A 25,256-nucleotide genomic window follows, 5' to 3' on the forward strand; every position below is an offset into this window, starting at 1 on the left:
GGGCTAAAGCCATCAACCGGGCTCTCGATCATTTAACGGACCAGGCCGGAGCCCCTGATCATTTAACGGAAAATTCGGAGAATTGGTCCGATCTTTATAACGATCCTAAAGTCAAAAGCATGAATACTGAGCAACCAATGGAAGATCGTCTCTGGGATTACATCGATGGGCAATGCAGCCCCACCGAAAAGTCGGCAATCGAGGAACTTCTCGCAGCTAACCTGGATTGGCAGCAAAAACACCGCGAACTGCTTAACCTGCAGCAACTGCTCAGCACCTCCGAACTGGAAGCCCCCTCCATGCGCTTTACCAAAAATGTCATGGAAGAGATCGCCCGCTACCACGTCGCACCCGCCACCAAAACTTATGTCAACAAGAACGTCATCCGGGGCATCGGCGCCTTCTTCATAACAACGATCCTCGGCGTATTGGCCTTCCTGTTCAGCCAGTTCAAATGGACATCCGGCGCCGGCTCGACCGGCGGCAACCTCAGCATCCCCATCGACAAGCTGCAACTCGACCGCCGCCTCGACAGTCTCAACTATTCAAGGTTCTTCAACAATACCTATATCATCGTCTTCCTGCTCATCGCGGTCATAGCCGGACTCATGATGCTGGATATGTACCTCCAACAAAAGAAGAATACCCCAACCACTTAATCCTTGAACTTCTTCTTCAGCGCCATGAGCTTGGCCTGAAACGAATCGGGTTCTTCCTCTTTCTTAACACTTTTCCCCGCTGCGGGTTTATGAGCTGCAGGCTTCGCGCCCGCGGCTCTTTTTTCACCTGCCCCGTTGCTATTCCCCTTCATGGAAAGCGAGATCCGCTTCCGCGCGATATCCACCTCCAACACCGTCACCATCACCTTCTGCTGCAGCTTCACCACCGTATTCGGATCGGAGACATAGGTATTGCTCAGCTGGGAGATATGCACCAGCCCATCCTGCTTCACACCGATATCCACAAACACCCCAAAGGCCGTGATATTCGTGATGATACCCGGTATCGTCATCCCCTGCTTGAGGTCTTCCATCGTCTTGACGGTTTCTTCAAAGCGAAACTCTTCGATCTGACTGCGCGGGTCCCGGCCGGGTTTCTCCAACTCCTTTAAAATATCATCGATCGTAAACTCCCCGACCGACTCGGAGATATAGTTCTTCTTCACGACTTTCTTACGCAACTCGGGCTGACGGATAAGATCGGCCACACTGCAATGCAGATCGGTCGCCATCGACTCCACCACATGATAGGTCTCGGGATGCACCGCGCTGTTGTCAAGCGGGTTCGTCGCATTGCCGATCCGCAGGAAGCCCGCGCATTGCTCGAAGGTCTTGGGACCCATCAGACTTACTTTCTTCAACTCATCCCGCGTCCCAAACGCGCCGTTCTTTGCCCGGTAGTCCACGATATTCTTGGCCAGCGAAGCACTGAGCCCCGATACATAGGTCAGCAGATGCTTACTGGCCGTATTCAGGTCGACGCCTACATGGTTCACACAGCTCTCCACCACCCGGTCCAGCTCCTCCTTCAGTTTATTCTGGTTCACATCATGCTGATACTGCCCGACACCGATGGATTTGGCGTCTATCTTCACCAGTTCGCTCAAAGGGTCCAGCAACCGCCGCCCGATACTCACCGCACCCCGCACCGTCACATCCTGATCCGGGAACTCCTCCCGCGCCACCTCACTCGCCGAATAAATGGACGCCCCGCTCTCATTGACCATAAAGACACTCACATGCTTTCCAAAATCGATCCCCCTGACCAGCTGTTCGGTCTCCCGGCCGGCCGTTCCGTTACCAACTCCAATCGCTTCGATATCATAACGATCGACCAGCCGCTTCAACTCGGTGACGCTCGCAGCCGCTTCATGCTGCGGCGGATGCGGATAGATCGTACTGTTATGAAGGAAATTCCCCTGCGCATCAAGACATACCACCTTGCACCCCGTACGAAAACCAGGGTCCAAAGCCAGCACCCGCTTGGAGCCCAGCGGCGAGGCCAGCAGCAGCTGCCGCAGATTCTCGGCAAACACCCGGATAGCCTCCTCATCGGCCTTGTTCTTGCTGATCAGCCGGAACTCATTCTCAATAGAGGACTTCAAAAGACGGTCAAAAGAATCTTCGGTCGCCTTCTTCACCTCCGACGACGCAGCGCCGCCGCTCTTCACAAAGATCCGGTCCAATGCGTCGACGGCACTGGCCTTGTCGATATCCAGGTCCATGATCAGATAGCCCTCCTTCTCCCCACGGCGGATGGCCATGATTCGATGCGAAGGACAATCAGCCAACGGCTCGTTGAATTCAAAATAGTCCCGGTATTTCTGCGCTTCCTCCTCGTCCTTCTTACCCGCGATCACCTTCGCACTGAGCGAGGCCGATTCGGTGAACAGCTGCCGCACCTTGTTCCGCGCCTGCTCATTCTCCGCGATCCATTCCGCAATGATATCCCTGGCGCCCTGCAGCGCCTCCTTACTATCCTTCACCTGCTCATTGATAAATTTCCCCGCCTCTTCGTTGGGATCGCCCGCGCCCTGTTCAAACAGGAATTTCGCCAGCGGCTCCAACCCCTTCTCGATGGCCGTCGTCGCCCTCGTCTTCCGCTTGGGTTTGTAGGGCAGATAGATGTCTTCCAGCACCGTAGCATCATAACAGTTCTCTATCCGCGCTTTCAACTCCGGCGTCAGCTTCCCGATACCCTCGATGGTCTTCAGGACCGTGTCCTTGCGCTTATCCAGCTCGCTGAAATACTTTATCTGCTCCACCACATCTCCGATCTGCACCTCGTCCATATTGCTGGTGGCCTCTTTCCGGTAACGGGCCATAAAGGGTATCGTGGCCCCCCCTGCCTGCAGATCAAAAATGTTATTAACTTGTTTAAGGCTAAAGCTGAGCTTCTCAGCAATCTTCTGAATATATATAGCTTCCATAGTCTCTCAAAAATTATTTGCCCGCCATCCGCCCGGCGGGGCGCAAAAATAAGGCAAAATCATACCTTTAACGCATGGACATCAAAAACAATATTCTCGAAACGATTGGTCACACGCCGTTGATCCGCTTGAACAAACTCACCCGGGATCTTCCCTGCACTGTACTTGCCAAAGTGGAATACTTCAACCCCGGTAACTCCGCGAAAGATCGCATGGCCCTGAAAATGGTCGAAGTGGCCGAAAAGGACGGAAGACTAAAACCCGGCGGCACGATCATCGAGGGAACTTCCGGAAATACCGGGATGGGTCTTGCGCTCGCTGCCGTAGTAAAGGGGTACAAATGCATTTTCGCGACAACGGACAAACAATCAAAGGAAAAGATCGATATCCTGAAGGCGCTCGGCGCCGAGGTCATCGTTTGTCCCACAAATGTCGAGCCGGATGATCCACGGTCCTACTACTCCGTTTCCCGTCGTCTCGCGAAAGAGGTGCCGAATTCTTTTTATGCCAATCAATACGATAACCTCGCCAACCGCCTCGCACACTACGAGACAACCGGCCCCGAAATCTGGGAACAGACCGATGGGAAAGTAACTCACCTGGTCGTAGCCACCGGCACGGGCGGCACGGCTACCGGTACGGCCATGTTCCTGAAAGAGAAGAACCCCGCTATCCAGGTTTGGGCGATGGACCCCTTCGGTTCCCTGCTCACGAAATACTTCCGCACCGGGGACATTGATATCAACCAGGTACACCCCTATATCACCGAAGGCATCGGCGAAGACTTCGTACCTCAGAACTACGACATGAAGGTTATCGATGCCTTCGAACAGGTCACCGACAAGGACGCAGCCATCATGGCCCGCCGCATCGCCCGCGAAGAAGGACTCTTCTGCGGCTATAGTGCCGGCACCGCCGTCCAGGGACTCATGCAGCTAAAGGACCGGCTAAAAAAGGACGATCTCGTCGTCGTCATCCTCCACGACCATGGCAGCCGCTATGTGGGCAAGGTCTATAACGATCAATGGATGATGGAACGCGGTTTCCTCGACGTAAAAACCTTCAAGGATATCGTCGCCGGCCGCGGCGCAAAACGGCTGATCACCGCCTCCTCGGAAAATACGGTGGCGGAAGCCTTCGAACTCATGCAAAAATACCATATCGAGAATCTGCCCGTCCTCGAAGACAACGTCCTCATCGGCGCCCTCAGCGAAAGCGGCCTTTTCTCCCGCGTGATGAACAACGGCTCCGACATCAAAGGAAAAACTATCGCCGAAGTTCTGGAAAACCCCTATCCGATCGTCGCCTTCGACACCCCGCTGGAAAGACTTAGCGCGTTGATTACCAGGGAAAACGGAGCAGTTCTGGCAAAGGATGAAAGCGGCAACTACCACATCGTCACAAAATATGACCTCATCCAGGCGCTGGGCGCATGACCCCTTTTTCCGGGGCCCGCACAAGCCAGGCGAACGTAGTTCTACGTATAATGCAATAGCAATACTCCTATTGCATTATGCTATGATTACGAAAACGTTAGTAAAACCTGCGACAGCTAAATAAAGCAAAACCTCTATTGTCCCGTCAATTTTAACAATCTATTTTTGATTCAGAAGTTGATTGATAACATCAATCACCCAATATCCAAAAAAACCGCCCGTCTAAACCTGATCCCGTTAAAAAGATTCAACCAATACCTAAGAAATTCCGGTGAGATCCAATATCAGTCAACTTCTTTTTTTACCCTGATCGCACCACATAAAAGAACGATAAGCGCACCCTTAAATACTAAAACGTAATTACAAAATCCAACGTCCGAACAAGAACCTGAAGCAGTCCTATCCGAGAACAAACCTACTGCCTTCAACAGTATCCCTCCTGCTAAATCCTGATTAGAAGCACCACCAGTTTAGCAGGAGGCCTTTACCGACGGGTCGCTCCGATCCCACATCAATCCTGCCCTGCTACTCCAACAGTTGTTTTTCGTACCTTCCGGCATGCCGTCTTTTTCCGATCAATTAGGCAGGACCGTTTTTCTGCCGCAAACACCCCGCAGGATCATCTCCCTGGTACCCTCCCAAACCGAATTACTATATACACTGGGTCTCGCAGATGCCGTCGTCGGCATCACAAAATTCTGTATCCATCCCGAATCCTGGTTCCACACCAAAACCCGCGTCGGAGGCACAAAAGCCGTCGACCGGGCCCGCGTGGACGCCCTGCAACCCGATCTGATCATCGCCAATAAGGAAGAGAACGACCGGCCTCAGATAGAGGCCCTCGCCGCCCGCTATCCCGTCTGGATCAGCGATATAAAAACCCTGGCGGACGCCCTGGCGATGATCCGCGCCGTCGGGGAGATCACGGGCACATCCGCCGCAGCGATCCGGATGGCCGCCGAAATAGCCTCCCGCTTTCAACAACTCCCCCTCCCGGCCCCGCCGGTTCCCGCTATCTATATCATTTGGCGTTTCGAAAGGTCCACCTTTCGAAAGCAACGCATAAAACCCGCCGCGAACGCGCTCCAAATTCCCACGGATAACGCGGGAGCGGCGGGCCCCTATATGGCCGCCGGTGGCGACACCTTCATCAGCCATATGCTCCGGTATTGCGGTTACACCAATTTCCTCGCCGGCAGCGATCGCTACCCCACCGTCGACCTCTCCAGCCTCGCCGGACCCATTCCGCCGACGATCCTCCTCTCCTCCGAGCCCTACCCCTTTCGCCAACGCCATATCGACGAGATAAAAGAGATCCTGCCCGACGCCCGGGTCCGCCTCGTCGATGGCGAGTTCTTCAGCTGGTACGGCAGCCGCCTGCTCGAAGCCCCAAAGTACTTTCGCGAATTATCCGATATTTGAGGGGTGATGAACTTCAGCGTTCCGCCTGCAGGCGACGGATCCAACAAACCCAGCCGGAAAAAACCCATTTTCCCGGTGACCGATAATCTGCGGAATTATCTCAAACAGCATGGCCGGGAGGTCAAACTCCCGGTATCCTATCGCGATCTGCTCCTCCACATCACCTACTCGGTCCCGCTTCGCGACAAGAATCAGCAGGATACCCTCTGGGAAACCGCCCTCTATGATATGCGCCACTGGGATTTTATCCGCGAAGGCCTCGTCCAGATGTACGCCATCCTGAAGACCGAAGGCGATTTCACCTACACCAAACACCTGGATGTGGCCCGCATCGATTTCTGCAGCTTCGCCAACTCCCACCCCTTCCGCATCCGCATCGTCAACAAGTTCAACGATAACTACGATCATTATTACATCAAACAGGCCGACGCCTCGCGGATCTACGGGCTCGAACTGGAGCACCTCCTCTCGCCCAACCGCATCACCTACTTCACCCACCACAACACCCTCGTGGAAGAGCATATCCCCGGCATCCCCGGCGATCTCTTCATCCGTAATTTTCTCAACGACACCCAGACCAACAAGATCAGACTGGCAAAAGAGTTTGTCAAATTCAACGAACGATGCTTCGTCCGGCTGCTGGGAGATATGCGCTCCTATAATTTCGTCGTGGATATCACCCCCGACATCGAAGACTACCAATACCGCATCCGCGCCATCGACTTCGACCAGCAATCCTATGAAGGCCGGAAGAATCTCTACATCCCGCAGTTCTTCAAAGAGAACCTGGACTTTGTCCAGCTTTGCCTGACCCACCTCAACAAAGATTCCATCGAACAATACCAAACCGAAGAACGGACCATGATGGCCTTCCGGGTCGCCTCCTCGCGCTTCCGACTGATGGAACTGCTGAACATCATGTCCCGCGACAAGCCCCTGTCCAGCCCCGAAAAACTCTACCAGCTAAAAACAGAACTGGCCGAATACTCCGGAAATCCCGCCTTCCTCAAATGCCGCTCCATGGGTCAGCTGGTCAAAAGACAGCTAAAACAGACCCTCCAGCGGAATCTTGCCCAGCTTCAAAAAAACCTTGGCAAATTCGAAGATTAGCCGCATAGGCCTTATCTTCGCGGCGCATTACTAATTTTTAATACATGAGCAAATACAAAGCCGGGGTTTTGTTTGGTGAAGAATTGGAAGCCCTGTACAAAGACGCAAAAGAGAACCATTTCGCCCTACCCGCTGTAAACACCATCGGTACCAACACCATCAATGCCACCCTCGAAACCGCGGCAAAGGTCAATTCACCCGTCATCATCCAGTTCTCCAATGGCGGAGCCCAGTTCATCGCCGGCAAAGGCATGCCCAACGACAAGTTGCAAGGCAATATCTCCGGCGGCGTCTCCGGCGCACTTCATATCCACAACGTGGCGAAGTACTACGGCGTGCCCGTCGTCCTGCACACCGACCACGCAGCAAAAAAATGGCTCCCCTGGGTCAGCGGGCTCATCGACGCCGGCCAACAATTCTATAAGGAAAAGAAACAACCACTCTTCAGCAGCCATATGCTCGATCTTTCCGAAGAACCGCTCGAAGAGAATATCCATACTTCCGTAGAGTTCTTCAAACGGATGCAACCCCTGGGCATGGCCATCGAGATCGAACTCGGTGTCACCGGCGGCGAAGAAGATGGAGTGGACAACAGCGGCGTGGAAAACGAAAAACTATATACCCAACCCCAGCATGTCGCCTATGCCTATAAGGAATTGAGCAAGGTGGGCCGGCTGTTCAGCGTAGCCGCCGCCTTCGGCAACGTTCATGGCGTATATAGCCCCGGTAATGTCGAACTGCGCCCGGTCATTCTCAAAAACAGCCAGGACTATATTCAAAAAGAACTCGCCACCGGCCCCATGCCCGTCTACTTTGTGTTCCATGGCGGCAGCGGCAGCCCCCAGCACCAGATCCGCGAAGCGATCGGCTATGGCGCGATAAAGATGAATATCGACACCGATCTGCAATGGGCATTCTGGGAAGGGATACAACAATTCTACAAGAAGAACGAAGGATATCTCCAGGGTCAGCTCGGCAATCCCGAGGGACCGGACAAACCAAACAAAAAACATTACGATCCCCGCGTCTGGCTGCGCAAAGCCGAAGAAAGCTTTAGCAAACGTCTCGAAGTAGCCTTCGACGACCTGAATTGCCTCAATCGCAACGCATAGCCTCTACCGCGACACATCGCCTTCGGATCCGGCCCAAAAGCCGGATTCTTGCGTTACCGCAACCCCGCGTTGACCAGCGGCTTCACCCGCTGCCCGATCAACTCGATCGCCCGCATCAGTTTATCATGCGGCAACTCCGCACTGTCCAACTGGAAGGTCAACCGCGAGATACCACCCAGCGCCTCGGCATGCCGCAGGATCTTTTCGGCAACCTCTTCCGGCCCGCCTACCAGCAACGCACCCGTCGCCCCGTTCTGCGCCTCAAAACGCCCCCTCGTCATCGGCGGCCAGCCACGCTCCTTACCGATCGTCGTCATCGAAGCGGCATAACCGGGATAAAACTCCTCTACCGCCAACGCCGTCGTCCCGGCAACATAACCCAGCGAATGTAACCCAACCGTCAATCGCTCGGGCGCATGCCCCGCGCGTCGCCCGGCCTCCCGGTATAGATCGATAAGCGGACGGAACCGGTGCGTCTCCCCGCCGATGATCGCCACCATCAGCGGCAATCCCAGACTACCCGCACGGACAAACGACTCCGGCGTACCACCCACCCCTACCCAGATCGGGAAGGGCTCCTGCACCGGTCTTGGATACACCGGCTGATGCTCCAGCGGCGGCCGGAACTTCCCCTTCCAGGTGACAAATTCATTTTTCCGGATGGCCAGCAGCAGGTCCAGCTTTTCGACAAAGAGGTCGTCATAGTCTTCCAGGTCATATCCAAACAAGGGATACGCATCAATAAACGATCCGCGGCCCGCGACCATCTCCGCCCTGCCCCGCGAGATAAGGTCAAGCGTAGCAAAGCTTTGGAATACCCGCACCGGATCGGCTGCGCTCAATACGGTAACCGCGCTGGTAAGCCTGATACGCTCCGTCCGGGCCGCCGCAGCCGCAAGGATCTCCACCGGCGCGGAATCCAAAAAACCCTTCCGGTGATGCTCGCCGATACCGAATACATCCAGCCCCGAACGATCCGCATGGACCATCCGCTCCAGCAACTGCCCCATCGCATCAGCATCATTCAGGCCATGGCCGCCGTTCTTACTGAACATGGCCGCAAAACTGTCGATCCCTATTTCCATAAGATTTTGTATAACCGGCAGATCACCTTTTTGTTATATTATTCACCGAAAAGCGCCCCCCTCCACCGGCATTTTTTTTGTTTTGCCGCAGGTGCGGTAAATTGCGATACAATAAAATGCAATTACCATGGCGTCCAAGAAAATTCTCGACCTCCTCGGCGACAAAGCCTCGTTTCTGTTGGATCACAAGCCCGTCATCGACAAATCCACGCTCAGCGCCTCCCCTTCGCCAAATCATGTAGAAGAGATCTGGACAAATTCCGGTCGCAGCAACAAGGTATTGAGAAGCCTTCAGACCCTCATCAACCACGGGAGGCTCAAAGATACCGGCTACCTCTCCATCTTCCCGGTGGACCAGGGCATCGAGCACAGCGCCGGCGCTTCCTTCGCCCCCAACCCCATGTATTTCGATCCTGAAAATATCATCCGGCTGGCCGTTGAAGCCGGCTGTAATGCTGTGGCCTCCACCTTCGGCGTGCTGGATATCATGAGCCGGAAATATGCTCATCGCATCCCCTTCGTCGTCAAGATCAATCACAACGAATTCCTAAGCCTTCCCAACCGCTACGACCAGACCCTCTTCGGTTCGGTGAAAACCGCCTGGAATATGGGCGCCGTCGCCGTCGGCGCTACCGTCTACTGGGGCAGCGCGGAAAGCGACCGCCAGCTCAAAGAGATCGCCGAAGCCTTCGAGGTCGCCCACGAACTCGGGATGGCCACCATCCTCTGGTGCTATACCCGCAATGCCGGCTTCAAAGTAGACGGCGTCGACTACCACACCTCCGCCGACCTCACCGGTCAGGCCAACCATCTCGGCGTATCGCTCCGCGCCGATATCATCAAACAAAAATTGCCGACCAACAATGGCGGCTATCTTGCGACCAAACACGGCAAGACCTCGCCCCTGGTGTATTCCAAGCTGACACATCCCGACAATCACCCCATCGACCTCACCCGCTATCAGGTCATCAACTGCTACAACGGCCGCGTCGGCCTCATCAACAGCGGCGGCGAAAGCAAGGGCGATTCCGATATGGCGGATGCCGTCTTCACAGCCGTCGTCAACAAACGCGCCGGCGGCATGGGCCTCATCCTCGGCCGCAAGGCCTTCCAGCGCCCCTTCGACCAGGGCGTGGAAATGATCAAGACCATCCAGGATGTCTATCTCGACAAAGACATCACCATCGCATAAAAAAAGCGACCCGCTCCGAGGAGCGGGTCGCTTTTTTTAATTACATCCCATTACAGCTCCCGGATGCGGATATTCTTAAAGGCCACCGCCTTGAACCAGTCCTGCAACGCGATATGCCCGCTCACATGCCTCCCGAATTCGGGATACTTGCTGAACCCCGACTTGCCGATCGAGTCGATCCACTCATGAGACCGAAGGTCCACTTGCGTCGTAAGGACCCCATCTACATAAAATTCGACGCGACCATTCTGCTGCCGGATCCTCGACTCATTCCACTCGCCAGCCCTCGTCGGACTCACCGGGCTTATTTGTTTGGTAAGATTAAATAAACATCCGGTACGCTTCAACGGGTCGGCATAATCGACATGCGAGACCTCCAGCATCTGATACTCCGGCCCGGAAGCATACGTGGCCGGAATGTCAGGCCTTTCCTGCACATCGATAAAGACGCCGCTGTTTCCCTCCTTATTGATCTTCCAGTCGAACCGAAGATCGTAATTGGTATATTCCTTATCCGTAACCAGATCCCCATGCTCCAGCCGCTTATCGGGACCGCAGATCAATTCCCCATCCTTCACCGACCAGGTTGAGGTCTTATAGTTATTGTATAAATGCCAGCCCTTCATCGAGCTGCCGTCAAAAAGCAACACCCATCCCGCTTTCTTTTCTTCCGCTGTCAATTCGTTGTCATGTTTCCCGCCACCGGTGCAGGAAGGGATCATACAGGCCGCAAAAAGCAGCAGGGTAATCGTTTTAATCATGTACCGAATATAACACAAGCCCCGCAAACCCCCTCAAAACGCCTCTCCCAACGCAAAATAAAGCGCCCAATATCCCTTGCTCGCCGCAACATCCATCGCAAAATTAGTCCCCGAATGCCGGTTGAATTTGACCCGCAACCCCGCACCCACCGCCGCATGCAGATAGGCAAACTCACTGTTATGCGGCTCCGTCACCGAATTCATACTCCCAAACACCACAAACCCCAGCAACTCATCCCGCGTGATCGACCGGCGATACTCCGTCTCGAAATCCCAAAGCGTCCGCCCCGTATACCGGCTCGGATAGAACCCCCGCCCGCTTCGCTGGTTCGCATCCCAGGTGATGGCCGGCAGGTCGAGATACGGTGCATTCGATCCCATCGTCGTCCACAGATACGACCAGAATGCCAGGACATTCCACTTGTTGGGATCGAAGCTGATATACTTCCGCGCGTCGAAATACAACGAATACCAGTTGTCCTCGCTCCCCAGGATCTTGGGATTCACCCGCAGCACCGCATTGTAATACCAGCCCGGCAGTGGGTTCAGCGAGTTGTTCCGCGTATCGTAAAGGAGGTTGAAGGTAATTCCCGAAGAAAAGGAGTTGGTGTGATTGCCCGTACCATAGTTGTATCCCGTGAACTTCGCAATATTGATCGAATCCTTGTCCGGCCGGATATGAATATGATAATCCAGATTGTAACCGATCCCCGCAAAAAGAAAAGGCTTATTGGCAATACGCCGCAAGGCGTTTTGATAGAACCGGACATAGGTATACCGCACCAGGATCTTATTGCTCGGCGCCGTATTCCCGCCCAGCCCCCAGGTAAACTGCGGATAGAAGGTCAGCCGGTAGTCCCCGCTGAAATTCCATTTATTCCCCGGCGACCAGATATTCGATCGAAACGGGATATTCCACTCCCCCTTCAGATTCGTGCTGGGAGAAAAGGTCACATTGGAAAGAAAAGTATTCTGCTGGTCTCCCAACAAAAAGGCGGCATTGGTCGAGGTGATCAGCGCCTCACCGCCGCCCGGGATCGCACTGCCGAGCGGAATGATGGAATAATACACCCGCTTCCCATCCACCTTCGGCGGTTTCTTGAAATGGATATTCGTGACCTTGAGCAGGATGCCGATGATATCCCGCTTCCCCGTCGTATCCTCCACCAGTTTATCCGGCGGGACAAGTGTACCGGTCGGATTCTGGGCCTTCAGGCTCAGGCACCAGCAACAGAATAGGGCGGAGGTCACGAAAAATCTCAGCATAGCTACAAGAGTACCAATATTGTGCTATTTTTCAGGTATGAAGATTTCCCCGTCTTTCCGCGTGATCGCCGCTCTCCCGGTCGGTTCTCCCCACCCCATTCGCGGCATCATCAGCCGATTGTGTTGCTTTTTCGCTACACTTGCGCTCGCCCTTTGCTCCCCCCAAAGCACGTCCGCCGGGCAACCCGCCGGCCATGCTGGTCGCGACTCCACCGGCCCCACCGTCGAGCTCCTCACCAGCGGCACACACACGTCCCTACGCGGCCTTAGCGTCGTCAGCGACCAGGTCGTCTGGGTCAGCGGCAGCGGCGGAACCGTCGGCAAATCCGTTGACGGCGGTAAGAACTGGACCTGGATAACCGTTCCAGGCTATGAGAAGCGCGACTTCCGGGACATCGAAGCATTCGACGCAATGACCGCCGTCATCATGGCCATCGCCGAACCCGCCGATATCCTGAAGACGACCGACGGTGGCAAAACCTGGAAGCTGGTCTATGAGAATCCGGCAAAAGGGATGTTCCTCGACGCCATGGAGTTCTGGAACGTCAACAGCGGCATCGTCGTCGGCGACCCCATCAACGGACGCTTCTTCATAGCCCGCAGCTTCGACGGCGGCGACACCTGGCGCGATATCCCTTTCGACAAGCTGCCGAAGGCCGACAGCGGCGAAGGATGCTTTGCCAGCAGCGGCACCAACATCCGCAATCTCGACCGCGATGAAGCCTGCTTCGTCACCGGCGGCCCCAACGCCCGGCTCTTCATCCGCGACAAGGCCATCGACCTGCCCATCCTCCAGGGTAAGACCACCACCGGCGCCAATTCGGTCGCCGTAAAAGATCATGCAAAAGAACACGGCGGCCGTCACCTCATCGTCGTCGGCGGAGACTTTGCAAAAGATACGCTGCAGGAAAAGAATTGCTTTCTCACCAACGATGGCGGCAAGACCTGGACCCGCCCCTCCACTCCCCCACATGGCTATCGTAGTTGCGTAGAGTTCATCGGCGGCGCAAACGTCATCTGCTGCGGCACCTCCGGCGTCGATATCTCCACCGATGACGGACTCAACTGGAAACTCATCTCCCTGACCGGCTTCCATGCCTGCCGCGTAGCAAAAAAAGGCAAAGCCGTCTTCCTCGCCGGCGGCAACGGCCGGATCGCAAAGCTTATTTTTTAAACACCACCCACACCGCCGCAATCACCAACGCAAACGCCAGCAGATACCTCCAATGAAAAGGTTCCTTCAGATATAGAACGGCAAAAAAGGAAAAAACGATGAGAGTGATCACCTCCTGCGTGATCTTCAGCTGAAAAGCATTCATCCCCCCGATCGAGCCCCACCGGTTCGCCGGAACGGTAAGACAATATTCAAAAAAGGCGATACCCCAACTGATGAGTATCGCCTTCCACAAGGGCAATTCTTTATGATTCAGGTGCCAGTACCAGGCCACCGTCATAAAACAATTCGACGCAAATAATAGTAAGATTGTACGCATACTAATTCAATCCTCTGAAATCCACCGGCACCAGCTTGCTGACCCCCGGCTCCTGCATCGTCACCCCGTAGATGACATCCACCGTACTCATGGTCATCTTATTATGCGTTACGATGATAAACTGCGAGTTCTCGCTAAACTGGCGGATCATATTCGTAAACTTCCCCACATTGGCATCATCCAGCGGCGCATCCACCTCATCGAGGATACAGAACGGCGCCGGCTTGATCAGGTAAATAGAGAAGAGCAAGGCCGTTGCCGTCAGCGTCTTCTCCCCGCCACTCAGCTGACTGATGGAAGAGGGCCGTTTCCCCTTTGGCTTAGCGACAATGTCAATCCCGGTCTCGGCAAGATTCTCGGGATTTTCAAGCACCATATCGGCCGTATCCTCCTCCGTGAACAGGGACTTGAACACCCGCTGGAAATTCTCTCTCACCTTATTGAACGTATCCAGAAACTGCTGGTTGGCCGTCGCCTCCACCTCCTGGATGGTCTGCAACAGGCTATCCTTGGCGCTGACAAGATCGTTCTTCTGCTCCAGGATAAACTCATATCGTTTCTTCATTTCCTGAAACGCTTCGATCGCCGTAGGATTCACCTCACCCAGATTCTCCAGCCGCTTCTTCATCTTATCGGCCTTCTCCTGCAGATCCTCCACCGGAGTATCGCCCATCCGGGGCTGATCGATGATATCGTCGAGATTGATGCGAAACTCTACATTCAGTCGTTCCTTCATTCCCGCCAGCTGAAGCTTCAATTCATTCAGCCTGTCCTTGATGCTGCTCAGCAGATGCTCCAGCTGCTCCCGGTCCTTGTTCTTATGCCGGATCTCACTTTCCTTCTCACCAAGAGCATTTCTCAGATTATAATAAGCCTGGTCTGCCTCGTTCAAAACCCGCTCTTCCTCATCTTTCCGCCGCATCAATTCCAACACCGATTCCTCCGAGCCGCCGAGCAGGCCTTCACCCTCGGCAATGCTCTCCAGGGTTTGCTTCAGCTGCGAAGCATTCACCTCTATTTGATTCCGCAGATCGTTCAGCTGCTTGCTCTTGAATTCCATTTCCTGCTTCAACGCACTGATCTTGCTATGCTGCCGGGTAACCTGAAGGTTAAACTCGTTATATCCCGCCGAAGCATTGTTATAAGCCAGCTCCGCTGACCGATATTCTTCCTCCGCCACCTGCGCCTTTTCCTTCAATTCCGCGACGACCCTGACCAGCTCGGCCCAGGCATTGCGCGTATCTTCGATCCCCGCGATCGTCTCTTCCAGGTTCAACTGCTGCTCCTCAAGCCGGTCCTGCCCGGAGTTCTGCTGCGCATGCAGGTTCTCGATCTTATTCTCCAGCGAGAAAACAAAGTTGGTCAACCGGTTGATATCGTCCTGCGTCTGACGGATCGCCTGCTCCTTCAGCTGCTCGTTAAAGCCGATCACCTCGTTGTGCTTCTCCTGGATATCGCTCTTCAGCCCATCCACAACACCCTGCAACCGGCGCACTTCACCCTGCAGTTTTTCCAGGTTCTTGGCCCGGCCGATCTTCTTACCCTCGAACAAGCCGACACTGCCGCCGGTGAGCGAATATTTTCCTTTTACATATTTCCCCGTCTTCTCCAGCACAACGGCGCCGTTGCTGCTGGCCAGCGCTTCCTCGTTTTCGGCGATAAAGACATTCCCAAGAAGATGCTCCGCCAGCGGCCGATACCGCTCATCCACTTCGATGACGCTCATCGCCGGGATCATTCCTTCATAGGCAGGACTTTCAACACCCGCAATCCCCGTGACCTTGTCCAGCAGAAAAAAGTTCGCCTTGCCTTTCTTATTATTATCCAGTAGATCTACTGCCTGCATACCCTCCTGCAGATCATTGACGACATAGTAGTTCAGATAGGGCTCCAGCACATTCTCCACAGCCGCCCTGAACTCTTCTTTTACATAAATGATATCCGAAAGGATCGGCGCCTCATGGTTCCAACCGCTATTCTTATGCAGGAATTTAATACTCTCGGGATAGCCTTCCATCGAGTCGATCAGACTCTTCAGCAGGTCGTGCTCGTTCTTCTTGGCATCGAGACTCCGGCCCTCGTCGGCCAGCCGCTGACGCAGCGCTTCCAGCTGCCCCTGTGCCTGGAGGATATTCTCCTTGGTCCGCTCATGATGATCCTGCAATTGCCGGAGACCGTTTTGCTTGGATTCGAGCTCCTGCTCCTTGATCACCCGCTCTTCTTCCAGTTGCTTCAGCTGACTGTCCCGCACCGTCCGCTCCTCTTCCAGCTGCCGGATGCTCCGCTGCAGATTCTGGATGGAGGTATCGGCAACGGCAACCTTTTTCTCGGCATCGAACTGATCCCGCTGGATCTGCGCATTCTCCCGCCGTAAGGCATCGATCGTCACCCGGCGCCCGTCAAAGACCTGGCGCGTCTCGTCAACCGAATCCTTCAGCGATTCCAACTGCTCCTGTAATCCCGACAGTTTATTCTCTTCTTCCCCCACCTGCTGGCGGGTAAAAACGATACTCTCTTCAAGCCCTTTCAGCTGACCTTCCCCTTTAAGCAAAAACTCCTGCAGCGACCCCTCCTTCTCCTTCAGAAAATTCAGGCGCTGCGTCGCCAGGTTCTTTTCGTTCTCCTTGGTCCGCAACGACTGCACAAGGTCGTTAAACGTATGCTGCATGGATTGCAGGGCCCGCTCCTTCTCGATAAAGCCCACTTTTTCCTGCTCCAGGGCGGCTTCCTCCTGCGCGATCACCGCTTCCATCCGCACCTTCCGGTCCGTTTCCGTCTCGGCCTGCTCGTTCAGCTCGCGATAGGTCAGGTTGAACCCTTCCAGCGCAGCCTTTGCCAGCTCGATACTCAATTCCCGGTACTCCTTCTTGATCTCGTAATATTTTTCAGCCTTTTTTGCCTGGTTCTCGAGGCTCTTCAGCTGGTTGTTGATCTCGAAAAGCAGGTCCTCGATCCGCGCCAGGTCCTGCTCGGTGGCATCCAGCTTCTGCCGCGCCTCTTTCTTCCGGGTCTTGTAGATCGTGACCCCGGCAGCCTGCTCCAGCATCCGCCGACGGCTGTTATCCTTATCCTTGATGATATCATCCACCATCCCCAACTCGATGATCGCATAGCTGTCCGTACTCACCCCCGTGTCCATAAACAGGTTCTGAATATCCTTTAGCCGGCACGAAACATCGTTCAACCGGTATTCACTTTCCCCGCTTTTATAAAATTTTCGGGTAACAGTCACCGTGCTGAATTCCGTGGGCAGCAGGTTCTTGGTATTCTCAAAGGTCAGGCTCACTTCGGCCAACCCGGAAGCGCTCCGGGTCCTGCTCCCGTTAAAGACAAGACTCTCAAGGTTTTCTGATCGGAGATGACTGATCTTCTGCTCCCCTATCACCCACCGGATGCTATCGATGATATTACTCTTGCCGCAGCCATTCGGACCGATAATGCCCGTAATGCCCTCGTCAAAGCTGATATGAGTCTTGTCGGCAAAACTCTTGAATCCTTTTATTTCGAGGCTCTTTAATCGCACAGTTGTTTAAATTTAAACATGAGGGAACTCTACACAACCGACAAACCTACACTAAAACGGATACATTCTCCCGAAATTCGATCCACCGGATATGCACTTGTTGAAAACTTGGGAATAATAATTTTGCCTGCTATTTTCTTAGGGTTTCTAAACCCATAACAGGAAGAATTCTATATTTTTACTTAAATTGAAAGTCCAAACGCGACCAAACTCTCATATATGAATAATTTCATCGTTCCCATCGACTTTTCAGAAACATCGAAAAATGCCGCCCGCTATGCCGCGCACATTTCAACCCTCGTACCGGATGCCCATCTGATCCTCTACAATGTTTTTGATACCCTGGAATATGGGTCCGACAGCAGTCCCCTCGGAACCGAAGGGGCAGAGGATGCCAGCCGCAAAGCCATCGTCGAACTGGCGCTGGAAAGCGTCCGCAGCGAACTCTCCGCTATCACCAACGCCCGCATCTCGGTCGTCGCTGAAGAGAACAACAATTTCCTGGATACCCTGGAAGAATATGTAAAAAAGAACAATATCCAGCTGATCATCATGGGCCTCACCGGCGCCACCCGCCTCGGCCAGGTGTTCATGGGCAGCAACGCTCTCAACATCGTAAAAAGAGCCATCGCCCCCGTCATTATCACCCCGGAAAATACCCATTCCACCTCGGCCAAAAATGTCCTGCTGCTCACGGATTTCCAGGATATCGAGAGCACGATCCCCATCGATACCGTAAAGGAAGTACTCAACCTCTTCCACCCCCGGCTGTTCGTCGTCAACGTCGACCACGAACACTATGTACAGGTGACCGAAGAGTACAAGGCCGAGCGGACAAAGCTGGAAGACCGCCTGAAAGACTTCAACCCCGAGTTCTTCTTCATCCGGCTCTTCGACTTCGTGGAAGCAACGAACCAGTTCGTAGCCGATAACCATATCGACCTCATCCTCACCTTCCCGCGCAAACACTCCTGGCTGTCCAACGTATTCAAGACGACGAGCACCTCAAAGCTCGCCTATCACAGCCACGTGCCCATCGCGGCGATCAATGTCTGACAATATTGCGCCCGGGGCAGGGCCCCGGGCTTCCTTAAAAAACGTTCCGGTAAATTTCTGCAAGAGAAAGCAGGGACTGAATCGATTCCATCCGCAAATGACCATCCGGATCCAAACTGGCGTCAAACTTCCAGGAATCATCGGCCTGCCGGTGGCTGATCTCCACGAAGATTTGCGTACTGTCGATCAATACATATTCCTTGAAAGAAGGGATCTGACGGTAAAAGTGAAACTTCTTGCCCCGGTCATGGGCCTCCGTAGACGGTGACAATATCTCGAAGATCACGACCGGATTTTTCAGCGTATCAAACCGGTCATCCATCAGCTCCGGCTCGCCACATACGATCAAAGCGTCCGGATACATATAAGCCTCGCCCGAAGGCACAGTTACACGCATATCGCCGGGCAATACTTTGCATGGCTTACCCTTCAGATTATTTCTCATCTCGGCAATAAGATTGACAAGAATATCATTATGCGCCATCGACGCTCCGGACATCGCCGTGACTCGTCCTTTGTAAAATTCGTGCTTGTATTCTGCTGCTCGTTCCTGAACGAGATATTCGGTGGGAGTTATTTCGTATGACATAGGCATCAGGTTCCCCCAAAGTTACAATTTTTCCTCTGGCCAAAAAACATCCCCCATCATTCCCTATCTTTCCTCCCATGACCGATAACAGGAACGATCCCGACTACTGGAACGAACGCTGGCTTACCGGAGATACCGGCTGGGATATGGGCGGTGTCTCCCCGCCCTTGCAACACTATTTCCAACAGCTGACCCACAAAGACCTGCCCATCCTCATCCCCGGCTGCGGCAACGCCTACGAAGCCGCCTGGCTGCTCGACAACGGCTTCACAGATATCACCCTGCTCGATATCGCCGAACAACCGACCCGGCTCCTCCGCGAAAAATTCGCCGGCTCCCCTATAAAAATTCTGACCGCCGACTTCTTCCAACACCAGGGACAATACCACCTCATCGTCGAACAAACCTTCTTCTGCTCCCTCGACCCCACCCTGCGCCCGGCCTATGCAGAAAAGGCACACGACCTCCTCCGCCCCGGCGGCAGACTCGCCGGCCTGCTCTTCGACCGCGACTTCACCGGCGGCCCGCCGGACAGACCTCCGGTCTGTCGGCCGAAGGCCCATCAACCGCCCTACGGCGGCCACAAAGCCGAATATCAAAAATTGTTTGGGAAAAACCTGACCCTTAAGACCCTCGCCCCCTGCTACAACTCCATAAAACCCCGCGCCGGAAAAGAACTGTTCTTCATCGCCGTGCGCCCCGTCTGAATCCTGGATATGCCGGATAACCCTACACCGCCGGCTCCTGCTGACTCAAACAATGAAAACTGCCAAGCCCCCAGATGATCTCGGTCGAATCGATCCCGATCACCCGCCGCGCCGGAAAACACTCCTGGATGACCCGCAACGCCTTCTCATCGGTAGAACAACGGTAGGTCGGCACGATCACCGCCTCATTGGCAATATAAAAATTCGCATAAGACGCCGGCAACCGCTGATCCTCATAGACCACCGCATCCGGCATCGGCAACTCGACGATATTCAGCTGCTTCCCGTTCAGCAATCGCATCCGGGACAGATCCGCCAGATTCTGCTGCAACAAGGCATAGTTCTCATCCTGCTTATTCTCCTCGATCACCGTGATCACGGTATCCTCATCCACAAACCGTACCGTATCATCGATATGCCCGTCGGTATCATCCCCGACGATCCCCTCCTTCACCCATAACACCTGCTCGACACCATAGTAATCGCGCAGATATCCCTCGATGGCATCCCGATCCAGCTCCGGATTCCGGTTCTCATTCAACAGGCAGCACGTGGAGGTAACAACCGTCCCCGCCCCATTGAGATCCACCGATCCCCCCTCCATGATAATTCCCGGATAGTACACCGGTAATCCCAACGCCGCACCAACGCGCGTCGGAATATCGTCATCCAGATCATAAGGCGGATATTTATTGCCCCAGGCATTGTAATTCCAATCCACGATCACCTTCTTCTGATCGGCAGCCGGATTGATCAGAAACGCCGGACCATGATCCCTGCACCAGGCGTCATTGGTCGGATGAAGAAAGAATCGCACCATCTCCAGGTCGGCGCCCGCCGCCTGCAGGTGCCCAAGGGCAAAAGCTTTCATGGCCTCATCCGCCACATTGATACACACCTCTTCCCCCTTCGCCAGTTCTTTCACGAATTGCGCATAAAAAGGATAGACGCTCGCGATCTTACCCGGCCACGAAGCCTCCTTATGCGGCCAGCTAAGCCAGGTTGCGCTGTGTCTGCTGAATTCCGCCGGGAAATAATAGCCTGCTTGTTTGAGTGTCATCCTTGGAAAATTATTCTTCGTCGATATATCTTTTCGTTATCGGCTGATAAGAATCGATCCTCCGGTCCCGCATGAAGGGCCAGTGCGTGCGGTAACGATCCGTAGCCTGTGTATCGATCTCCACCACCGTCGTCTCCTCGACATCATGTGATGCCTTATAAAGCAATGTCCCAAAGGGATTGGCGACAAAACTGCCGCCCCAGAACTTCATTGCGCCGCCTTGCTCAAGACCCACCCGGTTGACACTGACGACATGCACCCCATTGGCCACGGCATGACTCCGCTGGATGGTCTGCCAGGCATCGTATTGCTCCGTATTGGTGGCCTCGTCCTGCGAAGTCGCCCAACCGATCGCCGTAGGATAGAAAAGGATCTCCGCCCCCATCAATGCCGTGATCCGCGCCGCTTCCGGATACCACTGATCCCAACAGATCAGGATGCCGATCGTCGCAAACCGGGTCTTGAACACCTTATATCCCAGGTCCCCGGGAGTAAAATAGAATTTCTCGTAATAGGACGGGTCGTCGGGGATATGCATCTTCCGGTACTTGCCCAGATAGCTGCCGTCGGCATCCAAAACCGCCGTCGTGTTGTGATAGATCCCCTGCGCCCGCTTCTCGAAAAGCGAAGCGATCACGACAACCCCAAGCTCCCCCGCCAGCTTCCCAAGCGCATCCGTGGAAGCACCGGGGATCGCCTCGGCTAACCGGAAGTTGTCATAGTCTTCCACGTCACAGAAATACAGGGAGGTGAACAGCTCCTGCAGACAAACGATCTGCGCACCCTTTGACGCCGCTTCCCGTACCTTGTCCATGGCCTTTTGAAGGTTGGCCGCCTTGTCGGCCGTGCAGCTCATCTGCACAAGCCCAACTTTTACTTTACTCATGACGATTGCCTCACGGAACTCTGTTAGGTATCCGCAAGGCGCGCAAAATTACAATATTTGAATGGGATTTGGCCCGTCTTATTACACCACGCCCCGGGCTGCCGGTGCACCCTCCGGGGCGGTATAACTATTTCCTCCCCATCTGCCGGAGGAAGGCCACATGGGAAGCCACCGCGTACCGAACCCGCGGATATTCAATATACACCAATCCATACTCCTGACAGGCCTGCCGGATGATCTTACTGATCGCCGGATAATGCACATGGGATATTTTAGGAAAAAGATGATGCTCGATCTGAAAATTCAACCCGCCAACCAACCAGGAAACCACCGGGTTATTGGTCGCAAAATTCGCCGTCGTCTTGATCTGGTGAACCGCCCACTCATCCTCCATCTTCCCCGTCACCTCATCAGCCACCGGGAACGAGGTATGCTCGACCGTATGCGCCAGCTGAAAGACCATGCTCAGCACAAAACCCGCCACCACCGTAAAGATCATAAAGCTGATCATCCAGTCATACCAGCCCAGCAGGTAGATCGGCAGGCCAACGAAAAGAAACGCATGAAAGACCTTAAATCCCCAGAAAACGAAGTGATCACTCAGCTTCATTTTCTTCAACGGCATATTTCCCACCTTGCTCTTGAAGTATTTCTCATAGTCAAGCAGGAAGATCCAGAACAAATAAAGAACGGAATATAATACCCAGAAATACAGATGCTGATAACGATGCATCTTATACCGCTTCTGCGTCTCCGTCATCCGCATCCAGGGCTGGATATCGATATCGTCATCGATCCCCGCGACATTCGTATACGCATGGTGCACCACGTTATGCTTCATGTTCCACATAAAGCTGTTCCCGCCAAGAATATTCAAAGAGAACGCCGCCAGGCTGTTCACCCATTTGTATTTTGAAAAACTGCCATGCGCCCCGTCATGCATCACGTTAAAACCGATCGCCGCAACCACCCCGCCCAGCAACACGCTTTCCAGGATAGCCCAAATGGCCGCAGGCGTAAAGAATACCAGGTGGATATAAATAAACGCAAAACTCACCATCAGGATCACTGCCTTGATAAAAAGATTGTAATTCCCCGTCTGCGACGCACCCACCTCTTCGAAATAGGTGCTGATACGCTTCTTCAACTCCATGTGAAAGGATTGCGTACCTTGGGTGAATTTGGGAATGGATGGCAGTGACATGATCAACAGTTAAAAATTTGAATAAAATACGGACAAAGGTAGCTTTTTTACGGCAGCAACGGTGTTAAAGGCGGCACAATATATTAACGCCAAAATACCGCCTTAAGTATCCATCTGCACAAACGCTTCGAAATCCTGGACCCCGATCATTTTCTCCGTGATAAACCCCTCAGCGTAGGGCACTCCGATCATCTTCCCGAACATTTGATGCCTGCCGATCACCGCATTCAGGAATTCCGGGCTCGAAATATAGGTCTGTGGCTCGTTTTCGCCGTAATCGGCTGAAAAGAATTGCGAGGAATAAGCCCTTATCGAGGCCAGTTTCTTATCGAAGACCGGCGATATGTCATACACGAAACTGGGTGCGGCATATCGGTCCTGGATATAGTGAAAAACATACTTCGGCCGCCACTGCTCCTGCGGCCTCCCTGCGTCGTCTGCGGTCTCGATCTTCCTTAACCCGCTGAGAAAGCAGGCGTCACTGATCAGATGACCCGCACGGCCGTGATCGGGGTGCCTGTCCTCCAGCGAATTGGCAAGCACGATCTCCGGCCGGTATTTCCGGATCGCCCGGATCAGCAACCGTTGATGCTCCTCATCATTTCGGAAAAAACCATCCGCCATCCCCAGGTTCTCCCGCGCATCCAGCCCAAGGATCACCGCCGATCTCGCCGCCTCCTGCGCTCGCAGCTCCACAGTCCCCCTCGTCCCCAGTTCACCACGCGTAAGGTCGACAACGCCAATCTTTTTTCCATGACGTTTTTCCATCAACAGTGTCCCTGCACACCCTAATTCAACATCATCGGGATGTACAGCCACCGCAAGTATATCCAGTTTCATATCTCCAGTTTAATGGGCGCAAATATACCCTCTTTTAACACAAGCCCTCCTTTTTGACACAATCGCCGCCTATTTGGCTATTTCCCCTTTGTGCAGTAGCTTCGCAGGTCGCTAAAACGGCCTGTCGGCCGTTGGCCGGTATTAATTCATAAAACAAAACTTTCGTTTGACATGGCATACGATGTAGTCGTTCTCGGCAGCGGTACCGGTGGGTACCCGGCTGCTATCCGGGCTTCACAGTTGGGCTTTAAAGTAGCAATAATTGAAAAGGAAAATCTCGGCGGCGTCTGTCTGAACTGGGGTTGTATCCCTACAAAAGCATTGTTAAAGAGTGCGCAGGTCTATCAGGATATTCTCCACTCAAAGGATTATGGCATCGAGGCCAGTGGAAAGGCCGACTTTCCCGCCGTCATCAAGCGCAGCCGCGGAGTCTCCGATAAAATGACAAAAGGCGTTCAGTTTCTGATGAAAAAGAACAAGATCGACGTCATTATGGGTTACGGAAAGCTAAAGGCAAAAGGACAGATCGAAGTCACCGGCGCCGACGGCAAGACCCACATCGTGGAAGGTAAACATATCATCATCGCCACCGGAGCCCGCAGCCGCGAACTGCCCAACCTGAAACAGGACGGCAAAAAGGTCATCGGCTACCGCGAGGCAATGACCCTTCCCGAACAACCCAAAAGCATCATCGTCGTAGGCAGCGGCGCCATTGGGGTGGAATTTGCCTACTTCTACTGGTCGATGGGTGCGAAGGTTACAATTGTGGAATTCCTTCCCCGTATCGTCCCCGTCGAAGACGAAGACATCTCGAAAGAATTGGAAAAGAACTATAAGAAATACGGCATCGAAGTCCTCACCAGCAGCGAGGTCACCAGCGTCGACACCGGCGGCAACGGCGTGAAAGCCAAGGTAAAAACCCCTACGGGCGAAGTTACCCTTGAAGCCGACGTCCTCCTCAGCGCCGTGGGGATCAGCGCCAATATCGAGAACATCGGTCTCGAAACCCTCGGCGTAAAGACCGACAAAGGCAAGATCACCGTCGACAAATTCTACCAGACCAATGTACCCGGCTTCTACGCCATCGGCGACTGCGTACCCGGTCAGGCCCTGGCTCACGTATCCACCAAGGAGGGCATCATCTGCATAGAGAATATCGCCTACAACGAAAAGAAATTCGCCCACCAGCCGGAAGCCCTGGATTACAACAACGTCCCCGGCTGTACCTACTGCACCCCGGAAGTCGCTTCCGCCGGCCTCACCGAAAAACAGGCCCGCGATGCCGGCTATGAGGTCAAAGTCGGGAAATTCCCGCTCAGCGCCTCCGGCAAAGCAACCGGCGTAGGCCACAACGAAGGCTTCGTAAAGGTCATCTTCGACGCTAAATACGGCGAATGGCTCGGTACCCATATGATCGGCTACAACGTAACCGAGCTCATTTCGGAAACGGTCCTCGGCCGCAAGCTGGAAACTACCTACCACGAGGTCCTCAACGCCATCCACCCGCACCCGACTATCAGCGAGGCGGTAAAGGATGCCGTGGAAGCAGCCTACGGCGAAGCCATTCACTTATAATCTTAAATAC

21 protein-coding genes are annotated in these 25,256 nt (G+C 54.1%); 10 read left to right on the forward strand and 11 right to left on the reverse strand.

The window, feature by feature from the left end; all coding sequences use genetic code 11:
* The first annotated feature begins 119 nt into the window (after positions 1-119).
* On the forward strand, positions 120-659 hold the full coding sequence (locus VGM48_RS08405; RefSeq protein WP_331577968.1) for a hypothetical protein: 540 nt from the start codon (positions 120-122) through the stop codon (positions 657-659).
* Here VGM48_RS08405 and VGM48_RS08410 read toward each other — a convergent pair.
* Positions 656-2,929 (reverse strand): Tex family protein, encoded by a 2,274-nt coding sequence (locus VGM48_RS08410; protein ID WP_331577970.1) that lies wholly within the window; start codon positions 2,927-2,929, stop codon positions 656-658. The two genes, VGM48_RS08405 and VGM48_RS08410, sit on opposite strands and share 4 nt — an antisense overlap.
* A gap of 74 nt (positions 2,930-3,003) precedes the next feature.
* On the opposite strand from VGM48_RS08410, the gene VGM48_RS08415 reads away from it, so the two are divergent.
* From VGM48_RS08415 to fbaA, 4 genes are all read left to right on the forward strand, one after another.
* Entirely contained in the window at positions 3,004-4,365 is a 1,362-nt protein-coding gene (locus tag VGM48_RS08415; RefSeq protein WP_331577972.1) for a pyridoxal-phosphate dependent enzyme, read from the forward strand.
* 558 nt (positions 4,366-4,923) lie between these two features.
* On the forward strand, positions 4,924-5,787 hold the full coding sequence (locus VGM48_RS08420; RefSeq protein ID WP_331577974.1) for a helical backbone metal receptor: 864 nt from the start codon (positions 4,924-4,926) through the stop codon (positions 5,785-5,787).
* Positions 5,788-5,793: 6 nt separating this feature from the next.
* Positions 5,794-6,897 carry a hypothetical protein gene (locus tag VGM48_RS08425; RefSeq protein WP_331577976.1) on the forward strand — a complete coding sequence of 368 codons (1,104 nt, stop codon included), beginning with the start codon at positions 5,794-5,796 and terminating at the stop codon, positions 6,895-6,897.
* A 44-nt stretch (positions 6,898-6,941) separates the two neighbouring features.
* Positions 6,942-8,009, forward strand: coding sequence for a class II fructose-bisphosphate aldolase (gene fbaA, locus VGM48_RS08430; protein WP_331577978.1), 1,068 nt, complete (start codon positions 6,942-6,944; stop codon positions 8,007-8,009).
* A 53-nt stretch (positions 8,010-8,062) separates the two neighbouring features.
* On the opposite strand, the gene VGM48_RS08435 is transcribed toward fbaA, so the two are convergent.
* On the reverse strand, positions 8,063-9,094 hold the full coding sequence (locus VGM48_RS08435; RefSeq protein ID WP_331577980.1) for an LLM class flavin-dependent oxidoreductase: 1,032 nt from the start codon (positions 9,092-9,094) through the stop codon (positions 8,063-8,065).
* 127 nt (positions 9,095-9,221) lie between these two features.
* Between VGM48_RS08435 and VGM48_RS08440 the strand changes: the two genes are divergently transcribed.
* The gene (locus VGM48_RS08440) at positions 9,222-10,286 is read left to right on the forward strand and encodes a class I fructose-bisphosphate aldolase (protein ID WP_331577982.1); all 1,065 of its coding nucleotides are present in this window, start codon (positions 9,222-9,224) and stop codon (positions 10,284-10,286) included.
* Positions 10,287-10,336: 50 nt separating this feature from the next.
* Here VGM48_RS08440 and VGM48_RS08445 read toward each other — a convergent pair whose 3' ends face one another.
* Together VGM48_RS08445 and VGM48_RS08450 are read right to left on the reverse strand one after the other, a co-directional pair.
* Entirely contained in the window at positions 10,337-11,047 is a 711-nt protein-coding gene (locus VGM48_RS08445; protein ID WP_331577984.1) for a DUF1080 domain-containing protein, read from the reverse strand.
* Positions 11,048-11,080: 33 nt separating this feature from the next.
* The gene (locus tag VGM48_RS08450) at positions 11,081-12,313 is read right to left on the reverse strand and encodes a BamA/TamA family outer membrane protein (protein ID WP_331577986.1); all 1,233 of its coding nucleotides are present in this window, start codon (positions 12,311-12,313) and stop codon (positions 11,081-11,083) included.
* A 37-nt stretch (positions 12,314-12,350) separates the two neighbouring features.
* Here VGM48_RS08450 and VGM48_RS08455 point away from each other — a divergent pair, with 37 nt between their 5' ends.
* The gene (locus VGM48_RS08455; RefSeq protein WP_331577988.1) at positions 12,351-13,487 is read left to right on the forward strand and encodes an oxidoreductase; all 1,137 of its coding nucleotides are present in this window, start codon (positions 12,351-12,353) and stop codon (positions 13,485-13,487) included.
* Here the strand turns inward: VGM48_RS08455 and VGM48_RS08460 are convergent.
* Both VGM48_RS08460 and smc read right to left on the reverse strand, forming a co-directional pair.
* Complete coding sequence (locus VGM48_RS08460) at positions 13,477-13,806, reverse strand: DMT family protein (protein ID WP_331577990.1); 330 nt, start codon at positions 13,804-13,806, stop codon at positions 13,477-13,479. The two genes, VGM48_RS08455 and VGM48_RS08460, sit on opposite strands and share 11 nt — an antisense overlap.
* Position 13,807: 1 nt before the next feature.
* On the reverse strand, positions 13,808-17,329 hold the full coding sequence (gene smc / locus VGM48_RS08465; protein WP_331577992.1) for a chromosome segregation protein SMC: 3,522 nt from the start codon (positions 17,327-17,329) through the stop codon (positions 13,808-13,810).
* A 219-nt stretch (positions 17,330-17,548) separates the two neighbouring features.
* Here smc and VGM48_RS08470 point away from each other — a divergent pair, with 219 nt between their 5' ends.
* Positions 17,549-18,385, forward strand: a complete 837-nt coding sequence (locus VGM48_RS08470) for a universal stress protein (RefSeq protein WP_331577994.1) — start codon at positions 17,549-17,551, stop codon at positions 18,383-18,385.
* Between the two features lie 34 nt (positions 18,386-18,419).
* Here VGM48_RS08470 and VGM48_RS08475 read toward each other — a convergent pair whose 3' ends face one another.
* On the reverse strand, positions 18,420-18,974 hold the full coding sequence (locus VGM48_RS08475) for a Uma2 family endonuclease (protein ID WP_331577996.1): 555 nt from the start codon (positions 18,972-18,974) through the stop codon (positions 18,420-18,422).
* A gap of 77 nt (positions 18,975-19,051) precedes the next feature.
* On the opposite strand from VGM48_RS08475, the gene VGM48_RS08480 reads away from it, so the two are divergent.
* Positions 19,052-19,681, forward strand: a complete 630-nt coding sequence (locus VGM48_RS08480) for a methyltransferase domain-containing protein (RefSeq protein WP_331577998.1) — start codon at positions 19,052-19,054, stop codon at positions 19,679-19,681.
* A gap of 22 nt (positions 19,682-19,703) precedes the next feature.
* Here VGM48_RS08480 and VGM48_RS08485 read toward each other — a convergent pair whose 3' ends face one another.
* The 4 genes from VGM48_RS08485 to bshB1 form a co-directional block, all read right to left on the reverse strand.
* On the reverse strand, positions 19,704-20,741 hold the full coding sequence (locus VGM48_RS08485) for an agmatine deiminase family protein (RefSeq protein ID WP_331578000.1): 1,038 nt from the start codon (positions 20,739-20,741) through the stop codon (positions 19,704-19,706).
* Between the two features lie 10 nt (positions 20,742-20,751).
* Positions 20,752-21,627, reverse strand: a complete 876-nt coding sequence (locus VGM48_RS08490) for a carbon-nitrogen hydrolase (RefSeq protein WP_331578002.1) — start codon at positions 21,625-21,627, stop codon at positions 20,752-20,754.
* Between the two features lie 127 nt (positions 21,628-21,754).
* On the reverse strand, positions 21,755-22,831 hold the full coding sequence (locus tag VGM48_RS08495; RefSeq protein WP_331578004.1) for an acyl-CoA desaturase: 1,077 nt from the start codon (positions 22,829-22,831) through the stop codon (positions 21,755-21,757).
* Positions 22,832-22,933: 102 nt separating this feature from the next.
* Positions 22,934-23,671 (reverse strand): bacillithiol biosynthesis deacetylase BshB1, encoded by a 738-nt coding sequence (gene bshB1, locus VGM48_RS08500; protein WP_331578006.1) that lies wholly within the window; start codon positions 23,669-23,671, stop codon positions 22,934-22,936.
* A gap of 171 nt (positions 23,672-23,842) precedes the next feature.
* Between bshB1 and lpdA the strand changes: the two genes are divergently transcribed.
* A complete protein-coding gene (gene lpdA / locus VGM48_RS08505; RefSeq protein WP_331578008.1) occupies positions 23,843-25,246 on the forward strand; it encodes a dihydrolipoyl dehydrogenase in 1,404 nt (467 codons plus the stop codon).
* The last annotated feature ends 10 nt before the right edge of the window (positions 25,247-25,256 follow it).

It is taken from the genome of Puia sp. (assembly GCF_036500295.1).
GTDB lineage: Bacteria > Bacteroidota > Bacteroidia > Chitinophagales > Chitinophagaceae > Puia.